Annotated in this window: 19 protein-coding genes; 13 read left to right on the plus strand and 6 right to left on the minus strand. The window is 41.4% G+C overall.

All coding sequences use genetic code 11. The features are described 5' to 3' along the window. Positions 1-40 precede the first annotated feature (40 nt). Positions 41-1,462, plus strand: coding sequence for a 23S rRNA (uracil(1939)-C(5))-methyltransferase RlmD (gene rlmD, locus I5M19_RS18225; protein ID WP_200067810.1), 1,422 nt, complete (start codon positions 41-43; stop codon positions 1,460-1,462). Positions 1,463-1,577: 115 nt separating this feature from the next. Further along, positions 1,578-3,365, plus strand: a complete 1,788-nt coding sequence (locus I5M19_RS18230) for an ATP-binding protein (RefSeq protein ID WP_200067811.1) — start codon at positions 1,578-1,580, stop codon at positions 3,363-3,365. 28 nt (positions 3,366-3,393) lie between these two features. Here I5M19_RS18230 and I5M19_RS18235 read toward each other — a convergent pair whose 3' ends face one another. Beyond that, complete coding sequence (locus tag I5M19_RS18235) at positions 3,394-4,356, minus strand: SDR family NAD(P)-dependent oxidoreductase (protein ID WP_200067812.1); 963 nt, start codon at positions 4,354-4,356, stop codon at positions 3,394-3,396. 180 nt (positions 4,357-4,536) lie between these two features. On the opposite strand from I5M19_RS18235, the gene I5M19_RS18240 reads away from it, so the two are divergent. The 3 genes from I5M19_RS18240 to I5M19_RS18250 all read left to right on the plus strand — a co-directional run bounded on the left by I5M19_RS18240 (position 4,537) and on the right by I5M19_RS18250 (position 8,188). After that, complete coding sequence (locus I5M19_RS18240; protein WP_200067813.1) at positions 4,537-5,718, plus strand: formimidoylglutamase; 1,182 nt, start codon at positions 4,537-4,539, stop codon at positions 5,716-5,718. Positions 5,719-5,771: 53 nt separating this feature from the next. Further along, positions 5,772-6,944, plus strand: coding sequence for a TlpA disulfide reductase family protein (locus tag I5M19_RS18245; RefSeq protein WP_200067814.1), 1,173 nt, complete (start codon positions 5,772-5,774; stop codon positions 6,942-6,944). Positions 6,945-7,057: 113 nt separating this feature from the next. Continuing rightward, positions 7,058-8,188: a redoxin domain-containing protein gene (locus I5M19_RS18250; protein ID WP_200067815.1), complete on the plus strand. Its 1,131-nt coding sequence runs from the start codon at positions 7,058-7,060 to the stop codon at positions 8,186-8,188. Positions 8,189-8,653: 465 nt separating this feature from the next. Here I5M19_RS18250 and purD read toward each other — a convergent pair whose 3' ends face one another. Then, complete coding sequence (purD, locus tag I5M19_RS18255) at positions 8,654-9,928, minus strand: phosphoribosylamine--glycine ligase (protein WP_200067816.1); 1,275 nt, start codon at positions 9,926-9,928, stop codon at positions 8,654-8,656. Positions 9,929-10,245: 317 nt separating this feature from the next. Here purD and secA point away from each other — a divergent pair, with 317 nt between their 5' ends. Genes secA through I5M19_RS18275 form a run of 4 tightly spaced genes read left to right on the plus strand, consistent with a single transcriptional unit; the run spans position 10,246 to position 16,202 of the window. Next, on the plus strand, positions 10,246-13,554 hold the full coding sequence (secA, locus tag I5M19_RS18260; RefSeq protein ID WP_200067817.1) for a preprotein translocase subunit SecA: 3,309 nt from the start codon (positions 10,246-10,248) through the stop codon (positions 13,552-13,554). A 46-nt stretch (positions 13,555-13,600) separates the two neighbouring features. After that, positions 13,601-14,062, plus strand: coding sequence for an SPOR domain-containing protein (locus I5M19_RS18265; protein ID WP_200067818.1), 462 nt, complete (start codon positions 13,601-13,603; stop codon positions 14,060-14,062). Next, positions 14,055-15,239 (plus strand): M20 metallopeptidase family protein, encoded by a 1,185-nt coding sequence (locus I5M19_RS18270; protein WP_200067819.1) that lies wholly within the window; start codon positions 14,055-14,057, stop codon positions 15,237-15,239. Before I5M19_RS18265 ends, I5M19_RS18270 begins: the two co-directional genes overlap by 8 nt. A gap of 33 nt (positions 15,240-15,272) precedes the next feature. Beyond that, positions 15,273-16,202, plus strand: a complete 930-nt coding sequence (locus tag I5M19_RS18275) for a hypothetical protein (RefSeq protein WP_200067820.1) — start codon at positions 15,273-15,275, stop codon at positions 16,200-16,202. Between the two features lie 28 nt (positions 16,203-16,230). Here I5M19_RS18275 and asnS read toward each other — a convergent pair whose 3' ends face one another. Together asnS and I5M19_RS18285 are read right to left on the minus strand one after the other, a co-directional pair. Next, complete coding sequence (gene asnS, locus I5M19_RS18280) at positions 16,231-17,679, minus strand: asparagine--tRNA ligase (protein ID WP_200067821.1); 1,449 nt, start codon at positions 17,677-17,679, stop codon at positions 16,231-16,233. Positions 17,680-17,760: 81 nt separating this feature from the next. Further along, positions 17,761-18,246, minus strand: coding sequence for a DUF6252 family protein (locus I5M19_RS18285; protein ID WP_200067822.1), 486 nt, complete (start codon positions 18,244-18,246; stop codon positions 17,761-17,763). A 142-nt stretch (positions 18,247-18,388) separates the two neighbouring features. On the opposite strand from I5M19_RS18285, the gene I5M19_RS18290 reads away from it, so the two are divergent. The 4 genes from I5M19_RS18290 to I5M19_RS18305 all read left to right on the plus strand — a co-directional run bounded on the left by I5M19_RS18290 (position 18,389) and on the right by I5M19_RS18305 (position 22,743). Beyond that, on the plus strand, positions 18,389-19,252 hold the full coding sequence (locus tag I5M19_RS18290) for a DMT family transporter (RefSeq protein ID WP_200067823.1): 864 nt from the start codon (positions 18,389-18,391) through the stop codon (positions 19,250-19,252). Between the two features lie 128 nt (positions 19,253-19,380). Continuing rightward, a complete protein-coding gene (gene dnaG, locus I5M19_RS18295; RefSeq protein WP_200067824.1) occupies positions 19,381-21,300 on the plus strand; it encodes a DNA primase in 1,920 nt (639 codons plus the stop codon). Further along, complete coding sequence (locus I5M19_RS18300; protein WP_200067825.1) at positions 21,300-21,668, plus strand: YraN family protein; 369 nt, start codon at positions 21,300-21,302, stop codon at positions 21,666-21,668. The genes dnaG and I5M19_RS18300 overlap by 1 nt, the downstream gene beginning before the upstream one ends. Position 21,669: 1 nt before the next feature. After that, the gene (locus I5M19_RS18305) at positions 21,670-22,743 is read left to right on the plus strand and encodes a glutaminyl-peptide cyclotransferase (protein ID WP_200067826.1); all 1,074 of its coding nucleotides are present in this window, start codon (positions 21,670-21,672) and stop codon (positions 22,741-22,743) included. Positions 22,744-22,745: 2 nt separating this feature from the next. Here the strand turns inward: I5M19_RS18305 and I5M19_RS18310 are convergent, their stop codons facing one another. Next, a complete protein-coding gene (locus tag I5M19_RS18310) occupies positions 22,746-23,717 on the minus strand; it encodes a GlxA family transcriptional regulator (protein WP_200067827.1) in 972 nt (323 codons plus the stop codon). 52 nt (positions 23,718-23,769) lie between these two features. Beyond that, complete coding sequence (gene pgi, locus I5M19_RS18315; RefSeq protein ID WP_200067828.1) at positions 23,770-25,416, minus strand: glucose-6-phosphate isomerase; 1,647 nt, start codon at positions 25,414-25,416, stop codon at positions 23,770-23,772. Between the last annotated feature and the right edge of the window lie 26 nt (positions 25,417-25,442).

Consider the following 25,442-nt stretch of genomic DNA (forward strand, 5'->3'; position numbering starts at 1 on the left):
AGATTTTACTTTTAATAAATACATTTAACTTTGCAGCCTCATGAGCAGATCTCCAAAAAAGAGCAGGTTTTTTGAAAACGTTGCCGTAATTGATATAGCCGAAGAAGGTAAAGGTGTTGGCAAAGCCGATGATTTTGTATTGTTTATTGAAAAAGCCGTACCGGGCGACGTGGCAGATGTTGAAGTTTACCGTAGCAAGAAAAATTTTGGCGAGGGTAAAATAAGCCGCCTTATACAACCCTCTGAACATCGTACTGAACCTTTTTGCGAACATTTTGGTGTTTGTGGTGGCTGTAAATGGCAACACATGACCTATGCTGCTCAGTTACGGTTTAAGCAAAAGGCGGTAGCTGATGCACTTAGCCGCATCGCGAAAATACATGTTGATCACATGGATGCGATCATTCCATCGCCAGCTGATCGTTACTACCGCAATAAACTGGAATACACCTTTTCCAACAAACGCTGGTTATATGATGGCGAAAATCGCTCAGACGAGGCCTTAGATATGGATGCCTTGGGATTTCACATCCCCGGCAGATTTGATAAAATTTTAGATATTAACCACTGTTATTTACAGGCCGACCCGTCAAATGACCTGCGTAACAGTATTAATGCCTATGCTAAGCAGCAGGGAATTAGTTATTACGACGTAAGGCAGCATACCGGAGCGCTGCGTAACCTGATCATCCGTACTTCATCAACGGGTGAGGTTATGGTTATAGTGGTATTTGCCCATGCGGACGATGAGCAGGTGAATACGTTAATGAGCTATATTGAAGCGGGCTTTCCGCAAATCACCTCTCTGCTATATATCATTAATCAAAAAAAGAACGATACTATTTTTGATCAGGATGTGATGGCTTGGAAAGGCCCGGAATACATTCATGAAGAAATGCCGGATGTTAGCGGTAAAACCATCCGTTTCAGGGTAGGGCCAAAGTCTTTCTATCAAACCAACTCCATTCAGGCACTGCGTTTATACGAAATAACCCGCGATTTTGCAGAATTTACTGGTGACGAGCTGGTTTATGACCTGTATACAGGTGCCGGAACAATTGCTAATTTCATAGCAGGGCAGGTAAAGCAGGTGGTGGGGGTAGAGTATGTGCCTTCAGCTATTGAAGATGCGAAGGTAAATTCAGCTATCAATAATATTACTAACACTAAATTTTACGCCGGTGACATGAAGGATGTGCTGGTTGCAGATTTTGTAGCCGGGCATGGCAAGCCCGATGTAATTATAACCGACCCGCCACGCGCCGGTATGCACCCCGATGTAGTGGCCTGTTTGATGGAAATTGAGGCCGGGAAAATTGTATATGTAAGCTGTAATGCGGCAACCCAGGCCCGCGATCTTTTAGTTTTGAAGGAGAAGTACGACGTTGTGAAAATCCAGCCGGTTGATATGTTTCCGCATACACAGCATGTAGAAAACGTTGTTCTGCTGGCGCTGAGATAGACATTCAGTTCAATATCAGTACTTAAACCGTTTAATTAATAGCTTATTTTGCAAAATCTTTTTAATAAATTAGCACTGTATACTGCCTGCTAAATAACTATTGATTTAATAAGCTATGACTTCAGCCGCTTTTTTTAATTTTTCCTTAAAAAAGGTACTGGTTCAGGAGCCCGATTCTCTTAAACGGGCACGGTTAAAAATAGTATTTGTTACCCTGGTACTTTCAATTTTAAAGGTTGTTATACTGCTTCCTATAGTTTTTGGGAATATCCCCGATAATCAGCTATATCGGCTGTATTTTGTATTTGCTCTTTACTTATTACTCACCAAGTATCTGTTGTCCCGCCCGGATAATATCAACGTGGTTTCGCACATCATTATTTCCACAGGTGTTTTAGCGGTATGGTCAAACTTGTTTTTTTTTGGCCAGCAGTTAAATCTTATTACCATTCAGTTCATGTTTATGGTATCGTTTGTTGGCTACTACCTCATCAATAGCCGCTTCGCGGTTATCTATAGTTTGGTAGCAATTTTTCCTGTAATGGTATATTTATTAACAAACAAAGCCTGGCATTTAGGTAAAACAACACAGGAACTGCCCTCACCTGCATTTGAGATTACCGTTTTAATGAATTTTTCTACAATGGTGATCATTCATTATATGTTTTACAAGGCATTTAGGGATAATGTAAACGAAAAGGAGAAATTAAATAAACAGTTACACCAAAATATAGCCGAAACTAAGGCCCTGGCCGACTCCCGTTCGGTGTTTTTATCAACCATGTCGCATGAACTGCGCACCCCTTTGAATGCCGTTATCGGCATGACCAGTTTGATAAGAGATACCGCCACAAAGGAGCAGGGTGAGAATTTGGATATACTGGAGTTTTCTGCCACCAGCCTGCTTACCTTGGTAAACGATATTTTAGATTATAATAAAAGCGAAAACGATAAAATTGCCTTAGAACCCATCCCGGTGCACCTGCCTGTTTTGTTACATAAAGTATGTACCGGTTTACAGCAAAAGGCAAATGAAAAAGGAATAAAATTACTATTGGAAGTTGATGACCATCTTAATGATAAATGGGTAATTACTGACCCTACCCGGCTTACGCAGATCATCTACAATTTAGTGGGCAATGCCATTAAGTTTACGGAATATGGACACGTCAGCATAAAGGCAACGGCCGTATCATTAGATGAGGAACAAATAATAATCGATTTTTCTGTTTCGGATACAGGTATAGGTATTCCCGACGATAGGCAGCAACTGATATTTGAGCCTTTTGTACAGGCTTCTGCAGATACCACACGCAGGTATGGAGGCACCGGGCTCGGGCTGGCTATTGTAAAACGGTTGCTCGGTCTTTTCAACAGCGAAATTAAATTGGAAAGTAAACAAAACGAAGGTTCTGTGTTTTCGTTTGATGTTAAATTTGAATTATATACAGGTAGTATAGCAGCTATACCGCTTAGTAGTGGCATACATAATAGTCTGGCGGGGCTCAACGTACTAATTGCTGAGGATAACCCTATAAATGCACTGTTATTGGTAAAACTATTATCAAAATGGAATATTAATACTATAGTTACTAAAAACGGGCAGGAAGCTATTGATGCGCATTTGGCCGGAAGTTTTGATGTAGTATTAATGGATTTACATATGCCGGTAAAAGATGGTTACCAGGCAGCAATATATATAAGGGCATTAAATGACGGCTGCAAAGCAACTATACCTTTAATTGCTTTAACAGCTTCGGTTTCACATAATATATACGATAAGATAAAGCAGGCCGGTATGGATGATTATCTGTCAAAACCATTTCAATCCGTTGCTTTATATCAAAAACTGGAAAGAGTATACGCAGGTAAAAAAAGTCAGCCGCTCCAAAACGCCACATAACTGTATTACCGCTTCTCTGCCGGACGGTTTATTTAGAAAAACAAATTTCCCGGATGGTTTCGCTTACAGGCTTAAATTGAAAATTGATCGCCTTTTTTATTTTGCTGTTATCAAAATTACGTGTTACTGATGCCGCCTTTGCACTTGTTTTATCTAATACAGGGGCTTTACCTGTTATAACAGCGGCTAATGCAGCTCCGCGCCATGCCAGCTCCATCATCCAGGGTTTAGCCAGTTTTGCCGGAGCCGGAATATTAAAATAACCGGCTATCTCAGTAAAAAGTTGATGATAGGTTCTGTTTTCTGCATTGATAATATACCTTTCACCGCTTATACCACTTTCCATTAATGCTTTCATACATTTGGCCACATCCACCACATCAACAAAGCCTATACTGCCCCGGGTATAAAATTTCAACCCTTTTCTTACGGTCTCAAAAATTTGTCCGCTGCCATCAGTCCCGGCGCTTCTGCCAATTATTATGGTCGGGTTTACAATAACGGCATCCAGGCCTTCAGCCATGCCACGCCAAACTTCCATTTCGCTTTCCAGTTTGGATATCGCATACCCATCATTTTCGGTAGTTGGATCAAGGTGATGGCTCTCGGTGATCAACTCCCCGGGTTTGGCCTCACCAACTGCAGCTACAGAGCTTACATGCACCATTCTGATATGATTTTTTACACACAGGTCAACTAAATTTGCTGTTCCCGTAACATTGGTGCGTATCATAGGTTCCTTTTCGGCAGTCTTAAGTGATACCCATGCTGCACAATTATAAACCTGGTCAACCCCCTGTAAAGCGTCCTCCAATGCAAATGCATCGGTGATATCTGCATCAACCCAGTCAATTTGTGAAGCATAATTATTAAGCAAAGCAGGAAAGTTTGAGGTAGAACGCTTGGTGCAACGTATATTCAGCCCTGTCTCAACTAATAGCTTTGCCACCTCCGCGCCTAAAAAACCTGTAGCTCCGGTAACCAAAATCATAGGTGCAAATGTGCAAATTTATAGGTGCAAATAATCGGAATGGGCTAAAAGTTATTTTTATTCGGATATGATCCATGCTTAATGTTATATATAATAGTATAATTTGCATATTTGGATTTCGGCACATCAACAAAAAATCTGCACATTTGCACGTCACATATTAGCACATTATTACAAAATATGTCCTTAACCGATTTCTTTACCAATATTGATCTTAAGAAGATAACCCCTAAAAACGGGTATTTTACCAGCCAACTCGGCAATAAGATAGATCATCATTCAGTTGATTTTCCGGGCTTGGAGCAGGAAACGGATATCGCTATAATTGGTATACAGGAAGACAGGAATGCCGTTAATAACCAGGGCTGCTCATTAGGGCCTGATTACGTTCGCGAAAAGTTATATCAGTTAAATGAGGGCGCATACAAAACCAAGATCGCTGATCTGGGTAACATTGCCCGCGGAGAAACCGTTACTGACACTTACATAGCACTTAAAACAGTAGTTAGTGAGCTGGTGAAAAAAGATATTGTACCTGTAATTATAGGCGGCGGTCAGGATTTGACCTACGCCCAATATATGGGTTATGAGAATCTTGAGCAAAAGGTTGACCTGTTGGTGGTTGACTCACATTTCGACCTGGAAGGTGACGGCAGCATGGATAGCATTGAAACTTCTTCAGATGCCTATCTGAATAAAATATTTTTGCATGAACCTAATTACCTTTTTAATTTCAGCAATTTAGGATATCAAACCTATTTCACAAGTCAGGACAGCCTTAGGGTGATGGACAAGTTGTATTTCGATGCGCACCGCCTCGGTGAATTAGCGGGTAATATAGCAATTACCGAACCTGTTATCCGTAACGCCAATATGCTTAGTTTTGATATGGGGGCTATCAGATCGTCAGATGCATGCGGCAACGCAAATGCAAAACCCAATGGTTTTTATGGAGAGGAAGCCTGCCAGATATGCCGTTACGCCGGTTTTAATGATAAATTAAGCTCAATAGGATTTTATGAGTTTAACCCTGCATATGATAATAACGGGCAAACTGCTATGCTGCTTGCGCAGATGATATGGTATTTTATTGACGGGTTTTATAACCGTAAAAAAGATTTCCCGCTTAACCCTAAATCACAATACCTGGTATATAAAACCAGTTTGAAGCACGATGACCATGAATTGGTATTTGTAAAAAGTAAAAAATCCGACCGTTGGTGGATGCAGGTACCCTATCCTTCAGGCGGGTCTAAAAACGAAAGATTTCACTTAGTGCCGTGCAGTTATGCGGAGTATAAAATGGCACGCTCCGGCGAAATGCCCGACCTGTGGTGGCGTACTTACCAAAAATTAAACTAATAGTTTATAATTCATTGGCGGTTTCCACGTTATCTACACTTTAATATAAATAAATGAAAAGATTTTTTTTTAGTCTGGCAGCGTTATTGCCGGCAATTGCCTTTGCACAAAATGCACAGCCGTTTACTGTAAATAGTAAGGTAGGTAAACTGAATGCACCTGCCAAGGCGTATCTGGTATACCGGTTAGGTGCAAATAACGTAACCGATTCAGCTTCAGTAATTAATGGGGTATTTACTTTTACAGGAGTAGTAAGTAGTCCGGTAAATGCATCTTTGTTTTTAGATACAAAAGGCATAGGTTTCACAAAATATATCGCTCAGAATTTTCCTGATGGTAGTACGTCTGCTACAGCCGATATGTTGAATTTTTTTATTGAAAAAGGCACCACTAATATTGTAGCTACCGATTCCATATCAAAGGCGGAGATAACAGGTTCTAAGCTTAATGATGATAATAAACTTTTAAAAACACAACTTATACCGGTTGTTGATAAAGCTAAAGCACTAACTGCCGAAGCGCAATCCGCTACTGCTGAACAGCAGCAATCTGCCGCATTTCAAAATTCATTACAAGCTAAATTCAAAGCGCTGCAGGATCAGCAAAAAACAATACTTAAAACATTTATAACTCAAAATCCGGATAGTTATCTGAGCTTACTTGCACTTACCAGCGTAAGCGGCCCCTCGCCGGATATTGCCGAAGTAGAACCACTTTATAATTCACTGTCAGATGAGTTAAGAAATTCAGACCAGGGAAGGGAACTGAAACGATCTATTGAGGCATTAAAAGTTACCGCCATAGGTGCTATGGCGCCGGATTTTACACAAAACGACGCAAATGGAGTTCCGGTAAGGTTATCATCCTTTAGGGGTAAATATGTACTGATCGATTTTTGGGCATCATGGTGCGGTCCGTGTCGTCAAGAAAACCCTAATGTGGTTAGAACTTATAACAAATACAAAAGCAAAAACTTTACGGTTTTGGGGGTTTCGTTAGATAAGGCTGATGGTAAAAATGCCTGGCTGGCAGCTATAAAAAATGACGGACTTACCTGGACACAGGTATCCGATCTGAATTACTGGAACAACATGGTAGCCAAACTTTACGGTGTGCAATCAATTCCGCAGAATTTTTTGATTGATCCGCAAGGCAAAATTGTTGCTAAAGGATTGCGTGGGGATGATCTGGATAATAAGCTGGAAGAATTGCTTGGGAAAATTTAAGAATTTGTAATATAATGGTAACAATTATATGATTACACATAAATAAAGCTCTAAATCTTGGTTATTTTAATTAATAAACAGATATTAGGTTTTTAATCCATCTTAAAAAATTCATGAAGAAATTAATTTTAACAGCAGTAGCCTCATTACCGGCGTTGCTTTTTGCCCAAACCGGAAAATTTACGGTTGAGGGGAATATCGGTACTTATAATGCACCTGCTAAGGTTTACCTGCAATACCGGGAAAGCGGTAAAACTATAATTGATTCGGCTGTGTTAACCAACGGGCAATTTAAATTTACCGGTGACGCGGGTAGCGCCCCATCAATGGGATATTTGCTTTTTAATGAAAAAGGCAACGGCATGAATGTGGTGCGCGATTATAAAGGTATTTATATTGAACCCGGCGATATTAAGGTTACTACTACTGACTTGTTAGCTAACGCTACCGTTGATGGCCCAAAAACCAATCAGGAAAATGCAATTTATCAGGCTGCATTAAAACCTGTAATGGATGGTTACAAAGCACTTGAAGCAAAGCAAAAAGCTGCAAGCGAGGAAGAACAAAAATCAGAAGCATTTATTAAACAGGCTAAGCTTGACGAAAAAGCTATTGAAGATAAGGAGACTGCGGTGAACAAACAGTTTATTATAGATCACCCGAATTCATATATTAGTTTGAATGCTTTGCAATCTTTCGCATATGGCGCTGATTACACCGAAATACAGCCATTATTTGATGCGCTTTCGCCTGAACTAAAAGCATCAACCGGCGGCAAGGCATTTGCAGCTATATTACCAAAATTAAAAGCAGTGGCTTTAGGTGCAACCGCACCTGAATTTGCCGAAGCTGATACCAGCGGTAAAATGGTAAGTTTGTCATCATTCCGGGGTAAATATTTACTGGTTGATTTTTGGGCGTCATGGTGCGGACCTTGCCGTGCAGAAAACCCTAACGTGGTAAAAGCTTACAATAAATATAAAGATAAGAACTTCACTATTTTAGGCGTATCATTAGACAGGCCTAACGCTAAGGAAGCGTGGCTGAAAGCTATTCATAAAGATGGTTTAGCCTGGACACAGGTATCCGATCTTCAGTTCTGGAACAGTAAGGTTGCCGGAATGTATGGTGTACGTGCAATACCGCAGAATTTCCTGATCGATCCTAACGGTAAAATTATCGGTAAAAATCTTAGAGGCGATGATCTGGAAGCTAAACTTGCAGAGTTGTTCGGGAAAATCTAATTTTATTTGAAAAGCAGATATAATAAAAGTCCGGAAAAAGAATTAACAATTTTTCCGGACTTTTCATTTAGTAGAATCGGTTTTAGGTGATTTCACATAACTGAGGCCTGCACGCGCCCCGTGGGCTGTCACATTCCCACCCGGTTGATTGTTCTCCATGGTTCTCTTCTGGTGGAGGGCATGGTGGACCACAAACGAAACCATCGTCTATTCCACATTGACGAAAACCGCCTGCGACAGTCTTCATTTCAGCTCTGGTAAGAGCTCTTCCTAAGTTTTTTAGTTTTTCCATTTAACTTGGTTTTAATGTAAATACAATTTAACCAATTTAATAGTAACTGACAATTAATTTTTGTTTTTATTTTTCATAAAGAGAAATGTATATAAATTTTGAGAAACAATTAAAGAAAATTTAATTGTAAAAATAGTTTTGGTTATTATTCCGGACTAAATATTTAATAGAGGTTACAACAGATCGAAGCCTATATCCTTGCGGAAATAAACCCCGTCATAATAAATGCGGGCGGCATCGGCAGTTGCCTGTTGCAGGGCTGTGAACATGTTGTCCTGTAAAGTGGTAACAGCGAGCACCCGTCCACCGGTAGCTTTCACCGTTTCACCGTTTAAGGTTGTGCCGGCATGAAAAACGATCGAGTCACGCACATTTTCAATGCCGCTTATAGCTTTGTCTTTCAGGTATTCACCGGGGTAACCACCCGCAACACAAACTACGGTAGCTGCCGTTTTATCGCTTATAACTAACTCTTTCTCGTTAAGATTCCCATCCGCCACACCAATAAGCAGTTCAACAAAGTCTGATTGTATGCGAGGCATCACGCTTTCCGTTTCAGGGTCGCCCATGCGACAATTATATTCAATAACATAAGGGTCGCCATAGCAATTCATCAAACCAATAAAAATAAAACCCTTGTAAGGCAGCCTCTCTTTTTTTAATCCTTCTACGGTTGGTATGATCACTCTTTGTTCAACTTTCGCCATAAACTCCGCATCCGCGAAAGGCACTGGCGAAACGGAACCCATACCACCTGTATTCAGGCCGGTATCACCTTCTCCAATACGTTTATAATCTTTAGCCTCAGGCAAAATTTTGTAATGCTCGCCATCGGTCATTACAAACACCGATAATTCTATACCCTGTAAAAACTGTTCAATTACTACTTTTGCACTGGCATCGCCAAATTTGGCTTCGGTAAGCATTTCGGTAAGTTCAATTTCAGCCTCCTCTAAGGTTAAGCAAATCAGTACACCCTTACCTGCTGCAAGTCCGTCAGCTTTTAACACTACAGGCAATCCGGCTGTAGCAAGGTAATCAAACCCCTCTTGCAAAGTGTCGCGGGTAAAGGTTTTTGAGCTGGCAGTAGGGATATTATTCCGTTGCATAAACAGCTTGGAGAAATCCTTACTGCCTTCTAACTGTGCCGCCTCTTGCTGCGGCCCTATAACAGGAATGTTTTTTAATTGCTCATCAGCCAGAAAAAAATCATGTATGCCTCTAACCAATGGCTCTTCGGGGCCAACTAGTACCATATCAATGGCATTATCAATAGTAAAGTCTTTGATACCTTCAAAATTTGTAACCTTCAGGTTAATATTAGTGCCATACCGGCCGGTGCCGGCATTACCCGGTGCAATAAAAAGTTTATCGCATTTGGCGCTTTGTGATATTTTCCAGGCGAAGGCGCTTTCCCTTCCGCCCGAACCAAGGAGCAGGATGTTCATGCCGTCAAATATATAAAGTATTTGTTTTAACCCGGCTACACAAACCTGAGGCTTTTTTTTAAATTTGATAGAAAGAAATTACACACTTCTGCGTTATTAATTAGGTTGAACAGCCACGGCGCTTAACAGCTATGTTACAATGAAAGAGGCAGGTAAAAAATGCTTGTTATTATCTGATATACTGATAAAATATCATTTAAACCTTTCGCCTTTTACCTTTCAGCTTTAAGCCCAAATCAGTACCTTTGCCTGTCAAAATGACTTTAAAATTGCAGTGGCGCAATTGTTGAGTTTATTTGCATTCATATTGAAACAACATGTTAGATTTTATAAGTAAGCTTTTTGGAAGCAAATCAGAACGGGATGTAAAAAGCATGCAGCCTATAGTTGAAAATATTAAGGCTGAATATGCCAAACTGGATGGCATAAGTAATGATGAGCTGAGAGCAAAAACCATAAATTTCAAAGAAATAATAAGCACCGGTCTTTCAGGTATCGATAGCGAGATAAAGGCTATTAAGGATCGTACCGAAACGGAGCTTGATATGCCTGTTAACGAAAAGGTGGATTTGTACACCCAACTGGATAAACTGGAAAAGGACCGTAACAGTGAATTGGAAGATATTTTAAAAAATATTTTACCCGAAGCTTTTGCGGTGGTTAAGGAAACCGCACGCCGTTTTAAGGAAAATAAAACTATCGAGGTTACAGCGACTGATTTTGACCGTGACCTCGCAGCCCGTAAGAGTAATGTGGTTATAAAAGGCGATAAAGCCGTACACCATAACACATGGCTTGCTGCCGGCACTGAGGTTACCTGGGATATGGTACATTACGACGTGCAGTTAATAGGTGGTATTGTTTTGCACCAGGGTAAAATTGCTGAGATGGCTACAGGTGAAGGTAAAACTCTTGTGGCTACTTTGCCTGCTTATTTAAATGCTTTGGCAGGGCAGGGGGTACACATAGTAACCGTGAATGATTATCTGGCCCGTCGTGACTCGGAATGGATGGGCCCGCTTTATGAATTCCACGGCTTATCTGTAGATTGTATTGATAAGCACGAACCGAATTCTGAAGAACGCCGCGCGGCTTACATGGCTGATATTACTTTCGGTACAAATAATGAATTCGGTTTTGACTACCTGCGTGACAATATGACACGTAGCCCTGAAGAATTGGTACAACGGAAATTACATTACACCATGGTGGATGAGGTTGACTCGGTGTTAATTGATGACGCCCGTACACCACTTATCATATCTGGCCCTATACCACGCGGAGATGAACATGAATTTTATGAATTGAAGCCACGTATAGAACGCCTGGTTAATGCTCAAAAAAGCTATGTTAATACCGTTCTTAACGAAGCTAAAAAGGCCATCAGCGAAGGTCATACAGGAGTTGAGGATGGCGGACTCGCTTTGCTGCGTGCACACCGTGCATTGCCTAAAAACAAAGCGTTAATTAAGTTTCTGAGCGAGGGTGCTAATAAACAGGTATTACTTAAAACAGAAAACCATTACATGCAGGACCAGGGCAAAGCAATGCCCAAGGTTGATGAAGAGTTGTTTTTTATCATCGATGAAAAAAACAACCAGGTGGAGTTATCCGAGAAGGGGATTGAACTGATCACTTCTGCAGGTGAAGATCCTCACTTCTTTGTGATGCCGGATGTGGGTACTGAAATTGCCGATATTGAAAAATCAGATCTCCCTGCAGATGAAAAAGTAAGCCGCAAGGATGAACTGATGCGTGATTTCTCTGTAAAATCTGAACGTATCCACTCTGTTAATCAGTTGTTAAAGGCTTACACCTTATTTGAAAAAGATACCGAATACATTCTGGACGACGGAAAGGTAAAAATAGTTGATGAGCAAACTGGCCGCGTATTAGATGGCCGCCGGTACTCCGATGGCTTACACCAGGCCATAGAGGCGAAAGAAAATGTAAAGGTAGAGGATGCTACCCAAACTTTTGCTACCATCACTTTGCAAAATTATTTCAGAATGTACCACAAGCTTTGCGGTATGACCGGTACAGCCGTTACCGAGGCGGGTGAGTTTTGGGAAATATATAAACTGGATGTGGTAGAAATACCAACAAATACGCCAATTACACGTGATGACAGACAGGATCTGGTTTATCGCACCGTGCGCGAAAAGTATAATGCAGTTGCCGACGAGATAGTTAAATTAACTCAGGCGGGCCGTCCGGTGCTGGTGGGTACCACATCGGTTGATATCTCGGAACTATTGAGCCGTATGCTTAAGCTACGCGGTATAAAACATAACGTGCTGAATGCCAAACTGCACCAGAAGGAGGCCGATATTGTTGCCGAAGCCGGTAAGGCAGGTACGGTTACCATAGCAACCAACATGGCTGGTCGTGGTACGGATATCAAGCTGGGAGCGGGTGTTAAAGATGCCGGCGGTTTAGCTATTGTAGGTACCGAAAGGCACGAGTCGCGCCGGGTCGACAGGCAGTTACGTGGTCGTGCAGGCCGTCAGGGAGATCCGGGTTCAACCCAGTTCTTCGTGTCGCTCGAAGATAACCTGATGCGCTTATTTGGCTCTGAACGTATATCAAACCTGATGGTACGTATGGGTATTGAGGAGGGTGAGGTTATACAGCACTCCATGATATCCAAATCAATTGAGCGCGCTCAAAAGAAGGTGGAAGAAAATAACTTTGGTATACGTAAACGTTTGCTGGAGTATGATGATGTAATGAACTCACAGCGTAGCGTAATTTATGCTAAGCGTAAAAATGCGCTGTTCGGCGAACGTTTAGATGTTGACCTGAGTAATACCACTTTTGATGTTGTTGAGGACGTTGTAACTGAATATAAGGAAACAAACAACTACGAAGGTTTTCAGTTAGAGATTATCCGTTTGTTTTCGGTAGATACGCAAATTACCCATGATGAATTTACCGGTACTTCAATAAATCAGTTAGTTGACAAGGTTTTTGCCGAGGTGAGTGGATTCTATAAACGCAAGGCTGAGGCAGTAGCCAATCAGGCATATCCTGTTTTAAAAGATGTTTATGATACCCGCGGACAATATGTTGAAAATATTGTAGTGCCTTTCTCTGATGGCGTACACGGCATACAGGTTGCCGTTCCTTTAAAAAAGGCTATCGAAAATAAAGGTCTGGAGGTGTTTAAATCGTTTGAGAAAAATGTAACCCTGTCGCTTATTGATGATGCCTGGAAAGAGCACCTGCGCGAGATGGATGAATTAAAACAATCTGTGCAGAACGCGGTTTACGAACAAAAGGATCCGTTGTTGGTTTATAAATTCGAAGCATTTGAACTGTTCCGCCAAATGCTTACTAACGTAAGTAAAGAATTGGTGAGTTTCCTTTACAGAGGTGGTATACCCGTGCAGCAGGAACCGGAGCAGATACGTGAAGCAAGGCCTCAACCAAAAATGGATCTCAGGAATATGCGAACCTCTAAACCGGAACTTGTAGGTGAAACCAATGGCATCCCAGTAGAAGATATGCGTGAAATGCAAAAACCAAGTCCGGTTAGGGTAGAACAAAAAATAGGAAGAAATGACCCCTGCCCATGTGGTAGCGGTAAAAAATATAAAAATTGCCACGGTGCAGGCCAGGCGTAATTAGCGGGAGGTTCCCGTTATAACGGGAAATTAAACTGATAATAATATGAATGATACAGTACTTGATTATAAAGCTATAAATAGCAAAGTAAGTAAGTACTGTATTTTTTTTCTGCTGATTTTTTTATCTGTAAAAGTTTCAGCCCAGGAACGCGGAAAGGTAACCGTGATACGCGACCCGCTTTTTGATACTTTATTGGTAAACAGGGCAGATCTGAATACTGATATAGGCACCCGGTCATATTCGTCCTACGGCTACAGGATCCAGATATACAACGGATCTAACCGCAGTGCCGCTTACAGCGCACAGGCAAAGTTTAATGAATTATACCCCGAAATGCGCACCTATATCAGCTACCGGGAACCCAATTTTAAAGTGCGCGCGGGAGATTTCAGAACACGGCTGGAAGCGGAGAAAACGGTGCAGGAATTAAAGCCGCTTTTCTCACCCATGTTTATCATATCCGACAAAATAAATCCACCAAAAACGGTTGTTAATAATGATTAAAGAAAAGATACAGCAATTATCGGCTAATATTTTTAATGAGGTAGTTGCCAACAGACGACATATACATGCTCATCCGGAATTATCTTTTCACGAATTAGAGACGTCGGTTTTTGTGGCCAATAAGCTGGAAGAACTGGGCCTGGAATATCACAAAATGGCCGATACCGGCTTGGTTGCACTAATAAAAGGGGATAAACCGTCTGACAGGGTGGTGGCGTTACGTGCCGATATGGATGCATTGCCCATAACCGAAGCTAATGACGTGCCTTATAAATCTCAGAACAACGGGGTAATGCACGCCTGCGGGCATGATGCGCACACCTCATCATTACTGGGTACAGCTAAAATATTAACCGAGCTTAAAAGCGAATTTGCCGGTACTGTAAAATTGATATTTCAACCGGCCGAGGAGAAATTACCGGGTGGTGCCAGCCTCATGATAAAGCAAGGCGTACTGGAAAATCCGAAGCCACAGGCTGTTTTAGGTCAGCATGTAATGCCTTTTATTGATGCGGGTAAGGTTGGCTTCAGGGCGGGCAAGTATATGGCTTCTACCGACGAAATATACGTTACCGTAAAAGGCAAGGGCGGTCATGGTGCTCAGCCACAGCAGAATGTTGATCCCGTTATTATTACCGCGCATATATTAACGGCTTTGCAACAGGTGGTAAGCCGCTTTGCTGATCCTAAAAGCCCTTCAGTACTGTCTTTTGGTAAGGTAATTGCCAACGGTGCTACCAATGTTATACCCAATGAGGTTTATCTGGAAGGCACTTTTCGCACCATGGATGAAAAATGGCGCACCGATGCCCACATCCGTATGAAAAAAATGGCGGAAGGAATTGCCGAGAGCATGGGCGGCAGTTGCGAATTCAACATCATGAAAGGTTATCCGTTCCTGATAAACGAAGAGAAACTTACTGAAGCAACCCGTAGCCACGCCGAGGATTATTTAGGAAAAGAAAATGTACTTGACCTGGATATATGGATGGCAGCGGAAGATTTTGCCTATTACTCGCAGGTAGCCAACTCCTGTTTTTACCGTTTGGGCACCCGTAACGAAAGCCGGGGGATAACCTCTTCTGTACATACGCCAACATTTGATATTGAGGAAGACGCCTTTAAAATAAGTACAGGATTAATGGCTTATCTGGCTGTTAAACAACTGGGTAATTAACCATTCAGGTTTCTACGAACTATTCCGCTCGGTATGAATAAAAAAATATTCTTTTTGCTGCTATGTTTAATTGGCGGCTATCATTCCTTTGCCCAGCAAATTCAGCGTTATAATCCTGATACTATTCGCACAATCGTTATTGATTCGGCGGTAAACATCCGCTCGCATCGTTTAAATGTACAGGATTTTATTGATGCTGTGCTGGCAGATACCAGTTTTTATAAAGCCTTTCAGGATATGAAAAGGTATTCTTTTACAGCAGAAAACCGGATTTATACTTATGACAAAAAGAACCGTGTGAATGGCAAGATATATCGTAAGTTAAGGCATATTGATAACAACGGCACACACCGGTTGGAATATCTGGCTAAAAGCGATAGCGGGAATGTCTTTAAAAGAAACGGCAAATATCAGTTGTACACCGTTGAAATGTTCGACTATATTTTCACGAATGCCTATAATGCTGATTTTGTAAAAGGCGAAGGGTTGCCGGGCGACGGCAGTAAGAACGGAAGCTATAAGGCAAAGTTGAAAATGCTGATATTTTCGCCGGGTAGAAAGATCAGCGGGCTGCCGTTTATAAGTAATAAGACAGCCATATTTTCGCGGGATATGCACCAGTTTTATAATTATGAATTCGCTTTAGGTAAATACCTGGATACTATACCCGTTTACCGGTTTAAAGTGATCAGAAAGCCAAGTACAGCCGATGGGGATGTGGTGATAAGGGAACTGACCACTATTTTTGATGCGCGTACATTCCAAATATTAGGGCGCTATGTTGATATGAAGTACAGCAACCTGCTGTTTGATTTTGATGTACAGATGAATATTGAAATGAATAATTTTAATGGAGTGTTATTACCCACTAAAATAAGTTATCAGGGCAACTGGGATATCCCGTTTCATAAAGAAGAACGTGCCAGCTTTTTAATTGTACAAAAAGATTATAAGAAAGAGTGACTCACTCTTTCTTATAAAATATAACAGCTTAAAATTCCGCGTTTTTAGGGAACCTTGGGAAAGGAATAACATCGCGGATATTGCCCATACCGGTAACAAACAATACTAAACGCTCAAATCCTAAACCAAAGCCGGCATGTTGGCAGGCGCCAAATCGGCGCGTATCCAGATACCACCAAAGTTCTTCTTTAGGGATGCCCATTTCATCCATACGTTGTTCCAGTTTTTCCAGCCTTTCTTCACGCTGCGACCCGCCAACAATTTCACCAATACCCGGGAACAATATGTCCATAGCACGCACGGTTTCACGGCCGTTTGCATCAGGCTCATTCTGGCGCATGTAAAATGCTTTAATGTCTTTGGGGTAGTCGGTAAGTATAACAGGCTTTTTAAAGTGTTTTTCAACCAGGTAGCGTTCATGCTCCGACTGAAGATCAGTTCCCCATCCCTCAACAGGGTATTGGAATTTTTTCTTCTTGTTAGGAGTTGATTCTTTTAGTATATCAATAGCCTCGGTGTAAGTCAGGCGTTCAAACTCATTATCCAAACAAAATTGCAGTTTATCCAGCAAACTCAGTTCCGACCGTTCATTCTGTGGTTTTTGTTTTTCTTCGTCCAGTAAACGCTGGGTTAAAAATTCAATGTCTTCTTTATTCTTATCTAAGGCGTATCTTATAACATATTTTAATAAAGCCTCGGCAAGGTCCATGTTATCGTTCAGATCATAAAACGCCATTTCCGGCTCTATCATCCAAAACTCAGCCAGGTGCCGTGTGGTATTAGAGTTCTCCGCCCGGAAAGTAGGACCGAAAGTATAAATGTCACTCAGAGCCATCGCACCTAATTCCCCCTCTAACTGGCCGGATACCGTAAGGTTGGTTGCCTTTCCGAAAAAATCTTGTTTAAAATCAATTTCTCCGGTCGGTGTTTTTGGCGGATTAGCCAGATCAAAGTTGGTTACGTGGAAAGTCTCGCCCGCGCCTTCCGCATCCGATGCGGTAATAACCGGCGTATGCAGATATACAAAGCCACGTTCCTGAAAAAACTGGTGAATAGCGAATGATAAACTGTTACGCACCCGGAATATTGCCCCGAATGTATTGGTACGGAAACGCAGGTGAGCTATCTCCCTCAAAAATTCCAAACTATGCTTTTTAGGCTGCAACGGATATTTTTCAGGATCGCTGTCACCTAATATTTCAATATTTTTTGCTTTTACCTCAACTGTTTGGCCCTTGCCTAATGATGCCACCAGTAAACCGCTGGCGCTTATAGCTGCCCCGGTTGTAATGCGCTTTAATAAGACAGGATCCGTATTTTCAAAATCAACAACTATTTGCAGGTTGCTGTTTGTTGAGCCATCATTTAAAGCAATGAATTGATTGTTACGAAAGGTACGCACCCATCCTTTTATGGTTACATCAATGTCGGTTTTACCGCTCTCCAATAACGCTTTAATTTTAATCCGCTGACTCATATCAATAAATATTTTGAGCGGCAAAAATACAATTATTTGCTAAACCTGTCAGCAGATTACTGATACTTTACTTTAGCAAAATTACTTTGGCAGTTTAACGCTAAATTTACCATTAACAAATTTCATACTTACCGGATAGGCTTCATTTGGATAGTGGGAGTCTTTTTTGAGTGATAAGTTATAGGTGCCAACAATAATATTATCTGCGGCATTGTACTCAGTAATATCTAAAGAATTAACAGCGGTAGCATCGGTTCCATATTCGCTTGTTACCACATCCTGGCCAACAGTGGTAAAAAATGTGGCTTTATTTTGCAGATCGTAATGACCTGTGCCATTAAATTTTATTCTCATTATCAACTGTTCTTCAGTTTGTGCACCTCTTATTGCCAGCGAATCATTACTAATGCTTAGTCCGGCTGCTACTGCGTGCCAGTTATCGCCATTTTTATCAGCACTAATGTAAGGGGAATAAGGCAGTGCACAGCAAACGGGTGATTCCTTTGTGCAGCTTGTTATTATCAAGATGGAAAAGGCAAGTAATGCGGTCATTTTTAAGTTTTTCATGTGATGATAGTTTGTTTTATGATGATTACGACGGGGTATGGTTGTGCGCTACATTCATCAAAAAATTAAGTTTTTCACTAATGTTAATAATCATTCGGCTTTGGTTGGGGTATTATTTAAGTTTGCCCCCACAAACCATTATATGAATCCAAAACTGAGCCTTATAATAGGTATCATTTGTATCTCCTTCTCGCCCATATTTGTTAAGCTGGCCGATGCAAGCCCGGTGATGTCTGCGTTCTACCGAATTTTAATAGGCTGGCTGGCACTGGTACCATATTGTGTGTTCAGCAGAAAATTGGCAATTAACAGAAAAGACCTGCTGCTTACCATATTGGGTGGAATAATATTTGCTGCCGATATAGCCGTATGGAACATGTCGTTAGTAATAACCAGCGCCACTATATCCACCCTAATCGCTAATCTGGCACCGGTATGGGTCGGCTTGTTAAGTTTTTTAATATTCCGTAAACGTTCCGGCTGGATGTTTTGGACAGGAACCATTATAGCTATCGGGGGGATGATAATATTGGTTGGATTTCAACATATTATCCATCTCCAATTCAATATTGGTTTAATATATGCTTTAGCAGCAAGCTTTTTATATTCAATATATCTGCTCATAACCAGCGAGGTAATGAAACGCGTGCACACCCTTACTTTTATGTTTTACAATATGCTGGCAGCAGCTGTGGTATTGTTTGTGGTTTGTGTGATACAGGGTCATAACTTTATTAATTTTTCTGTACCCACGTGGCTGAACTTTGCAGGCATGGGTCTTATTTGCCAGCTTACAGGTTGGATCACCATCAATTTTGCATTAAAACATATCGAATCTACCAAAGTAGCCGTTTCTTTATTAAGCCAAACTGTAGTTGCAGGCGTGTTGGCGGCTTTTTTACTGAACGAGCATTTATCATTGCAGGAGGGTATAGGAAGTTTAGTGGTGTTGGCAGGTATAGCTTTCACCTTTATTAAGCGGCGAAGGGGTGCCGTAAGTTTATAAGTTAAACCGTCAGTCAGCCTATTTGTGCTTTGTTGATAGAATTGGCTACAATAAAATTTTAATTTTATCCCTTTCAACAGGTTGTTAAGCAGCTTAAAAACTTACTTTTGTACTGAACGCTTTAATTGATGATCACCAAACCCACTATCGACCGCATTATGGAATCCACAGATATTGTGGAGGTTATAGGGGAGTTTGTGCAATTGAAAAAGCGGGGTGCCAATTATGTAGGGCTTTCTCCGTTCTCTAACGAGCGTACGCCATCTTTTACCGTATCGCCGGCTAAAGGTATTTTCAAAGATTTCTCATCCGGAAAAGGGGGCAGCGCCATTACATTTTTAATGGAGCTTGAAAAGTTCACTTACCCCGAAGCGCTTAAATGGCTGGCAAAAAAATACGGCATCGAGGTAGAAGAAACCGTAGATACGAGCGAAAACCTGGAGGAGCAAAACCATCGCGAGAGTCTGATGATCGTTACGGGATTTGCCGCTAAATTTTTCCATGAAAGTTTGCTGGAAACTGATGAAGGGCAAAGTATTGGCCTTAGTTATTTTAAAGAACGCGGTTTCACTAATGCTACCATCAGCAAGTTTGAACTGGGTTACTCGCCCGACCAATGGGAAGCATTTACAGGGGATGCCTTAAAAAATGGGTATCAGGAGGAGTTTTTAGTAGAAAGCGGCCTGTCAGTAAAACGGGATAACGGTTCACTGTACGATAGATATCGGGGGCGGGTGATGTTTCCGATACATAGTTTTACAGGCAGGGTGATAGCCTTTGGCGGCCGTACGCTGAAAAAGGACAAGAACGTTCCTAAGTATGTTAACTCCCCCGAGTCAGAGATCTACCATAAATCGAGCATCCTTTACGGACTTTATTTTGCCAAAAAGGCTATTCGCGAAGAGGATAACTGTTACCTGGTAGAGGGGTATGCCGATGTGCTGTCAGTACATCAGGCCGGGATCGAAAATGTAGTGGCATCATCCGGTACTTCACTTACCGTTGAGCAGATAAAACTTATAGGAAGGTTTACTAAAAACATCACCATACTTTATGATGGCGACGCGGCCGGAATAAAAGCATCCCTGCGTGGGCTGGATATGATACTGGAGGAGGGTTTGAACGTTAAAGTAGTATCCTTCCCGGAAGGGGATGACCCCGATTCCTATGTGCGCAAAGTAGGGACAAATGCCTTTAAAAAGCATATTGAGGAAACCAGAAAAGACTTTATTTTATATAAAACAGATCTGCTGCTAAAAGAAGCGGGGAACGATCCCATAAAAAAGGCGGAAATAATAAGGGAAATAGTAGAAAGCATCGCTAAAATCCCGGACTCTATTAAAGCGTCAGTTTTTATAAAAGAATGCAGCCATCTGTTGCAGATAGATGAGCGTGCGCTGCTGTCTGAACTTAATAAAATGAGGCTGGGCAAAGCCCGGAAAGATCAGCAGCAAAACATTGGCCGACAAAATACTGAACAAACAGCACCTTTAGACGAACCTCAGGAACCAACGGTAAAAGAGTCTGATACGCAGGAAAAGGAAATTGTACGCCTGCTTTTGCTGTATGGCAACAAAATGATAGATTGGGATGGTATTGCCAATACCTATATCGGTCCGTTTATGATAGCGGAATTGGGCGATGTAGAGTTTGAGCAACAGGCTTGCAAAAGATTTGTGGAGATCTATCGTCAGGAGGTAGAAAATGGTTCATTACCCGAAGAACAGCATTTCATTCATCATCAGGATAAAGAAATAGTTGATCTGGTAGTTACGCTGCTGGCCACAAAATATACCTTGAGCGAGAACTGGTACGAGATGCACAAGATATTGGTGCCCGATGAGCAGGTGAACATGAAGGCTACTATTTTAGGCGCTATATTTCACCTGAAAAAACAAAAAGTAGGAAAGATACTGGAAAAGCTGCGCTCTGAATTGCAGGAAACGAAAAGCGAGACCGATCAGGATATTTTATTAAACCAGTATGTTCATATGAAAAAGGTGGAAAAAACCATATCAGATTACCTTGGATCGGTAATATTAAAGTAATGGCTATCCACAACGACCTGGGACACAAAGGTGAGGCTTTAGCTAAAGCACATTTGGAGGCCGGGGGTTATGAGGTGATAGATGAAAACTGGGTATTTGGTAAAGCGGAGATAGACCTGATTGCCTATAAGGATGGAGTGATTATATTTACCGAAGTTAAAACCCGTACAGGCAATGGCTTTGGCGAACCCGAAGATTTTGTAGACGAACGTAAGCAGCGGTTGTTGGTGCAGGCCGCCGACGAATATATTTATTTAATGAATCATCAGGGAGATGTTCGTTTTGATATCATATCTGTACTGTTTGACCGTTATAACAACTTTAAACTGAAACACATTGAAGATGCATTTTGGCCGTCGGCCACTTAACATGAAAAGAAGAATCCTGTTTTTTGCAGTAATTACCTTATTGGCCTATGGCTGCGGTAATAATAAAGAAGAAATTAACATTACCCTTTTGCCCGATGCCGGCACCACTTACAAAGCCGGCGATGATATTGGTTTACAAATAAACTATCCCGCGGGTATTAAAATAGATTCGGTGGTTTATCTGATGGATTCTGCGAGGGTAGGCACAGTGCATGATTCTTCCGTTGTGCATATTAAAACCGACAGCATGAGCCTGGGCGCACGAGTAATAACCGCTAAGGTTTACCAGCCCGGTAAAAGCGACGAGCTAACCACCAATATAGTTTTACTGGCAGCAAAGGCACCTGAGCAATTAACATTTAAAGTAGAGAAAATTTATCCGCACGATACCAGTTTATATACCGAGGGGTTGGTATATGACAACAACTCGTTCTACGAAAGTGGCGGCGGTTATTTGCAGCCACCTGCGGGTGAACCCGTAGACGGACCTTCGTTACTGGCAAAAACCGATTTGGCCACAGGGCGCATACTTAAAAAAGCTACGGTTGATCCTAAGGTTTTTGCTGAAGGGATAGTAGTTGTTGGTAACAAAATTACACAGCTTACCTGGAAAGAGAAAATTGGATATGTGTATGATAAAGACACCTTTAAATTGTTAAACACCTTTAATAATAATGTAGGGGTAGAAGGTTGGGGCATGTGCTTTGACGGTACTAAAATATACATGGACGATAGCACCAACCGTATATGGTTTTTAGATAAGGATAACTACCGTGCCATCGGCTTTATTGATGTATTTGACGATAAAGGTCCAGTAAATCAAATAAACGAGTTAGAAATGATCAACGGTAAGCTGTACGCCAATGTTTATCAAACGGATGATATTATAGTTATTGACCCTAAAACCGGTGCAGTTCTCCAAAGGATAGATATGAGTAACTTATATCCAAAAGCTGAAAGAAATAAGAATGCTGATGTTTTAAACGGCATTGCTTATGATAAGGCAGGTAACCGCATTTTTGTTACCGGCAAAAAGTGGGATAAACTATTCCAGGTGAGGTTTGTAAAGCCTTAATACTATGCTACATTATTGTATTTGTTCCTGTATTCTGCCGGGGATAATCCGGTTATTTTTTTAAATACCGTACGAAAGGCTTTTGTATCGGAATAGCCCACATCATACATCACTTCGTTGATGTTTTTATAACCGCTTTCCAGTTGTTTTTTAGCAGCTTCAATTTTTACCCGCTGTATATATTCGACAGGGGTATTGTTGGTGGCTTTTTTAAATCTGCGTTCAAAATGCCGTTTACCAATAGCATACTTACCTGCCAGTTCCTCAACAGATATACGCTCGTTTATATTTTTCTCTATAAACTCCTGCGCTTTTTTGATGGGTTCGTCCTCATGCGTTTTTTGGCCATTAAACATAATAAACGGCGACTGACTTTTGCGGTCTATTTCCAGCGCGAATACCTTTGATGCAATTATGGCCATTTCCCGCCCGGCATATTTTTCTGTAAGGTACAAAAGTAAATTCCAGTAGGAGGTGGCTCCGCCGCTGCTGTACAATCCCTGCTGTTCGGTAACTATGCGGTCATCCACTAAAGTAACCTGCGGGAACATTTCTCTGAACTGATCGGCAAACCGCCAGTGTGTACTGCACTCTTTGCCATTTAATAATCCTGTAGAGGCCAATATAAATGCGCCTATACAAAGGCTGGCTACCTCAGCGCCTTTGCTATATTGCTTTTCTATCCAGGGCAAAAATTCTTCATTTCTTTTTAGTGCCGTATTAATATCTCCTGTAAAAGCCGGGATGATCACCAGATCGGTTTTTTGCACATCTTTCAGCAAAGCATCAGTATGTACCGAAAATAAACCGCCGTGTAGTTTTACTTCAGGAGTAAGGCCGATCAATTGCACTTTAAATAAAGGCGGCTTTCCTACCCCCTCTAAAAAGTCGTTAACCCCTGTAAACATAATACGCGGATCCGCTATACTGGCAAGTACCGCATCGTTCAGTATAAGTATGGATACATGTTTCATTATAATGGCTATAACTGGTATCAAATATCCATTAAAAGTAATAAATAATTTACTACCTCCAGGCTTTATATTGATTGATCAATCCGTTGGTTGATGAATCATGAGAAGTTACTTCTTCCTCATTTTTCAACTCCGGTAATATTTTGCCGGCCAGTTGTTTGCCCAGTTCAACTCCCCATTGGTCAAAGCTGTAAATATTCCAGATAATACCCTGTACAAATATTTTGTGCTCATACATGGCTATCATGGAACCCAGTGTGTAAGGGGTTATCTTTTTAACTAATATGGAATTTGTAGGCCTGTTACCTTCAAATACTTTGAATGGGGCTATCTTTTTGATCTCTTCGTCAGTTTTCCCCGCTTTTTTTAGCTCCTCAATAACCACCTCTTCTGTTTTGCCATTCATCAAAGCCTCCGTTTGGGCAAAAAAGTTAGACAGTAGCATTTTATGATGATCACCCAGCGGATTATGCGATTGTGCAGGAGCTATAAAATCGCACGGTATTAGTTTGGTGCCCTGGTGTATTAACTGGTAAAAAGCATGCTGGCCATTAGTGCCGGGTTCTCCCCAAATTATAGGGCCGGTTTGGTAGTCTACATGCTTGCCATTACGGTCTACATGTTTGCCGTTACTTTCCATATCGCCCTGCTGAAAATAAGCGGCAAAACGATGCATATATTGGTCGTATGGTAAAATGGCTTCTGTTTCCGCTTCAAAAAAGTTATTATACCAAATGCCCATAAGCGCCATAATAACCGGGATGTTTTGTTCAAATTCGGCAGTTTTAAAGTGCTCGTCCATGGCATGCGCGCCGCTTAATAAACGGGTGAAATTATCAAAACCGACACTTAAGGATATAGACAAGCCTATGGCGCTCCATAAAGAGTAGCGGCCGCCAACCCAATCCCAAAACTCGAACATATTATTGGTATCTATCCCGAATTTCTCCACACCTTCGGTATTGGTAGACAGGGCCACAAAATGTTTTGCCACATCTTCATCAGCGCCTCCGTTGGCAATGAACCAATCGCGGGCACTGTGGGCATTACCCATGGTTTCCTGTGTGGTAAATGTTTTAGATGCTATCAGGAACAGGGTGGTTTCCGGGTCAACTTTCTTAAGCGTTTCTGTAATGTGCGTGCCGTCAACATTGGAAACAAAATGCATGTTAAGGTGATTTTTGTAAGCCTTTAACGCTTCAGTAACCATCACAGGGCCCAGGTCTGAGCCGCCGATGCCTATATTTACCACATCTGTTATAGCTTTACCCGTAAAGCCTTTCCACTCACCTGATATTATCTTGTTGCTAAATGTTTCCATCTGCGCAAGTACACGATTTACCTCCGGCATTACATCCTCCCCCTCGGCGTATATAGGTGTATTGCTTCGGTTACGTAAAGCAATATGCAGAACCGGTCTACCCTCTGTGACATTGATCTTTTCTCCGGAAAACATAGCATCAATTGCCTGCTTTAAACTACACTCTTTTGCTAATTGTATTAATAAAGCAAGTGTTTCCTCATCTATCCGGTTTTTGGAATAGTCCAGTAAGATATCTTCAAATTGAAGAGAGAATTTTTCAAAACGCTGATCATCAGCATCAAATAATTCTTTCAGACTTTTAGCAACAATATCAATGTAATGATCGGCTAAATATTTATAGGATTGTGTGGATGTGAAATCAATATCTGGCAGCATAATTGAGAATTTTTTGTTAAAAATAA

It is taken from the genome of Mucilaginibacter segetis (assembly GCF_016522075.1).
GTDB lineage: Bacteria > Bacteroidota > Bacteroidia > Sphingobacteriales > Sphingobacteriaceae > Mucilaginibacter > Mucilaginibacter segetis.

Bases quoted from the DNA above. Each gene is read 5' to 3' on its own strand.
- I5M19_RS18310 (WP_200067827.1), bottom strand. From the start codon at position 23,717: ATGAAACATGTATCCATACTTATACTGAACGATGCGGTACTTGCCAGT.
- I5M19_RS18245 (WP_200067814.1), top strand. From the start codon at position 5,772: ATGAAAAGATTTTTTTTTAGTCTGGCAGCGTTATTGCCGGCAATTGCC.
- I5M19_RS18230 (WP_200067811.1), top strand. From the start codon at position 1,578: ATGACTTCAGCCGCTTTTTTTAATTTTTCCTTAAAAAAGGTACTGGTT.
- I5M19_RS18270 (WP_200067819.1), top strand. From the start codon at position 14,055: ATGATTAAAGAAAAGATACAGCAATTATCGGCTAATATTTTTAATGAG.
- dnaG (WP_200067824.1), top strand. From the start codon at position 19,381: ATGATCACCAAACCCACTATCGACCGCATTATGGAATCCACAGATATT.
- I5M19_RS18235 (WP_200067812.1), bottom strand. From the start codon at position 4,356: ATGATTTTGGTTACCGGAGCTACAGGTTTTTTAGGCGCGGAGGTGGCA.
- pgi (WP_200067828.1), bottom strand. From the start codon at position 25,416: ATGCTGCCAGATATTGATTTCACATCCACACAATCCTATAAATATTTA.
- I5M19_RS18265 (WP_200067818.1), top strand. From the start codon at position 13,601: ATGAATGATACAGTACTTGATTATAAAGCTATAAATAGCAAAGTAAGT.
- I5M19_RS18305 (WP_200067826.1), top strand. From the start codon at position 21,670: ATGAAAAGAAGAATCCTGTTTTTTGCAGTAATTACCTTATTGGCCTAT.
- I5M19_RS18275 (WP_200067820.1), top strand. From the start codon at position 15,273: ATGAATAAAAAAATATTCTTTTTGCTGCTATGTTTAATTGGCGGCTAT.
- I5M19_RS18240 (WP_200067813.1), top strand. From the start codon at position 4,537: ATGTCCTTAACCGATTTCTTTACCAATATTGATCTTAAGAAGATAACC.
- secA (WP_200067817.1), top strand. From the start codon at position 10,246: ATGTTAGATTTTATAAGTAAGCTTTTTGGAAGCAAATCAGAACGGGAT.
- asnS (WP_200067821.1), bottom strand. From the start codon at position 17,679: ATGAGTCAGCGGATTAAAATTAAAGCGTTATTGGAGAGCGGTAAAACC.
- I5M19_RS18300 (WP_200067825.1), top strand. From the start codon at position 21,300: ATGGCTATCCACAACGACCTGGGACACAAAGGTGAGGCTTTAGCTAAA.
- I5M19_RS18250 (WP_200067815.1), top strand. From the start codon at position 7,058: ATGAAGAAATTAATTTTAACAGCAGTAGCCTCATTACCGGCGTTGCTT.
- I5M19_RS18285 (WP_200067822.1), bottom strand. From the start codon at position 18,246: ATGAAAAACTTAAAAATGACCGCATTACTTGCCTTTTCCATCTTGATA.
- I5M19_RS18290 (WP_200067823.1), top strand. From the start codon at position 18,389: ATGAATCCAAAACTGAGCCTTATAATAGGTATCATTTGTATCTCCTTC.
- purD (WP_200067816.1), bottom strand. From the start codon at position 9,928: ATGAACATCCTGCTCCTTGGTTCGGGCGGAAGGGAAAGCGCCTTCGCC.
- rlmD (WP_200067810.1), top strand. From the start codon at position 41: ATGAGCAGATCTCCAAAAAAGAGCAGGTTTTTTGAAAACGTTGCCGTA.